This is a genomic window from Bacteroidota bacterium (genome assembly GCA_039111535.1).
In the GTDB taxonomy this organism is placed as follows: domain Bacteria; phylum Bacteroidota; class Rhodothermia; order Rhodothermales; family JAHQVL01; genus JBCCIM01.
Map to the genome: position 1 here is coordinate 1 of JBCCIM010000353.1, position 1,860 is coordinate 1,860.

The following is a 1,860-nucleotide window of genomic DNA, read 5'->3' on the forward strand; positions in this document are numbered from 1 at the left end:
GCAAGTTTTACCCGAACGGGTGACGGCGACGTGGTTTCAGCACCGATGTGGGCCTTTCGGTTCAATAGGAATGGCCGGACCTTTGGTCTGAATACATCTGCCAGTGGCCTGCATCCTGATTTCCAGGCACAAAGCGGCTTCATTCGCAGAAATGGGATAGCACGAGCCAATGTCACACCCCGTTACACACATTACGGCAAAGAAGGCAGCATCCTCGAAACATGGACGGGTAGTATTTCCCTGGATGGCATCTGGCGATATGGTAGGTTTACAGATGGTAAATTCCCTGATGACGCGCGCATACATTTTAATAGTGGCTGGCTACTCAAGGGAGGTTGGTCTTTTACACATTCGGTACTGCGCGAGTCTTTCCTGTTCGATGAATCCCTGTTTTCTAGCTACTACGTCGAAAAACAGGAAAACGGCGTAGCCGCCGACACGGTTAAATTTGTAGGACAACGGCGTGTCCCGAACCTCGATTTCCTCTTTACCATTAATACACCCCGGTTCCAAAAATTTGGCGGACGCATCCTTTTTGTCATGGGACCAGATACTGACTTTTTTGAGTGGGCACAAACAAAAAGCACCATATTGGTCTTTTTAAATATGGATTGGCGTCCTACTCAGAAACTTCGGTTTGATATCGACTATACCCACCAGCAGTACTTACGATCAACAGATGGGAGTACGTCTTTCCGCAGGATGATTCCACGCCTGAAGGCAGAGTACCAGCTAACACGGGCGCTCTTTGTCCGTCTTGTTGCTGAATACCAGGCCTTCTTCAGAGATGATTTGCGCGACTCAGCCGGCAACAGCGACCCCATTCTATTCTACAATTCTGGTGATGATACTTTTGCTCGCGCTAGTAAAATTCGCAGCAACGATTTCAGGGTTGATTGGCTTGTATCTTATCGGCCAACACCAGGGACTGTTGCTTTCTTCGGATATGGGAGCAGCTTACGAGAGCCTAGATCTTTCAGATTTCAAGAATTTGAACGCCTGAACGATGGGTTCTTTATTAAGCTAAGTTATTTGTTCAGATCTTAAGTTGATGAAGCTAAACCAAAAAGTTGCCCTCATCACGGGTGCCGCCGGCAAACGCAGTATTGGTTGGGGGATTGTCGAAGCAATGGCACAGGAAGGGGCATCTGTCATACTGAATGACTTGCCCGCCCGAAGCCAGGACCTTGATAGAAGAGTTAATTCCCTCAAAAAAAATGGCTACCAAGCCGTCGCTGCTCCCGCTGATCTCACCAGGCCTGATGAAGTACAAAAAATGATTGATGTGGGGCTGTCAGCCTTTGGAAGGCTCGATATACTCTGCAGTAATGCCGGCATGATCCGATGGCAGTCTTTTCTGGATATCACGCCCGACATCTTACAGGCTCAGGTTAACATAAACGTGAAAGGTAACATGTTCGTCTGCAAAGCTGCAGCAGAACAGATGATTGCCCAGGGCAATGGTGGGCGTATCATCGTGACGTCTTCCGTACAAACCTATTTCCACTTCCCGATTACCCCCGTGTACGGTGGCACCAAGCATGCTATGCACATTTTTGTGGGAGCCCTCGCCTTAGAGCTTGCACCGCACAACATTACAATAAACCACATCGGCCCTGGTTGGGTAAAGACAGCCATGAACGATGCATCACCAGAGTTGCGGACCGAAGCCGATCTTGAGAAACAAGCTGAGGCCATACCGCTACGGCGAGCCGGCACCACGAACGAAAGCAGTTGCGAGGAACCAGAACGCAATTGAGGTTTACCACAACTCTGTCTACGCAATCCGCCACACTCTTCAGAGAATTGTCAGTCTTTTATTTTAGAGGGCACTTTGTCGGAGCGCGAAGAGTATACGCC

At 49.1% G+C, this 1,860-nt stretch carries 2 protein-coding genes; both read left to right on the plus strand.

Annotation, left to right across the window (positions count from 1 at the left end; translation table 11 throughout):
• Positions 1–1,047, plus strand: a 1,047-nt coding sequence (locus AAF564_26750) for a hypothetical protein (GenBank protein MEM8489172.1), incomplete at its 5' end; no start/stop codon positions are given.
• Positions 1,048–1,051: 4 nt separating this feature from the next.
• Entirely contained in the window at positions 1,052–1,759 is a 708-nt protein-coding gene (locus AAF564_26755; GenBank protein ID MEM8489173.1) for an SDR family oxidoreductase, read from the plus strand.
• Positions 1,760–1,860: the final 101 nt, after the last annotated feature.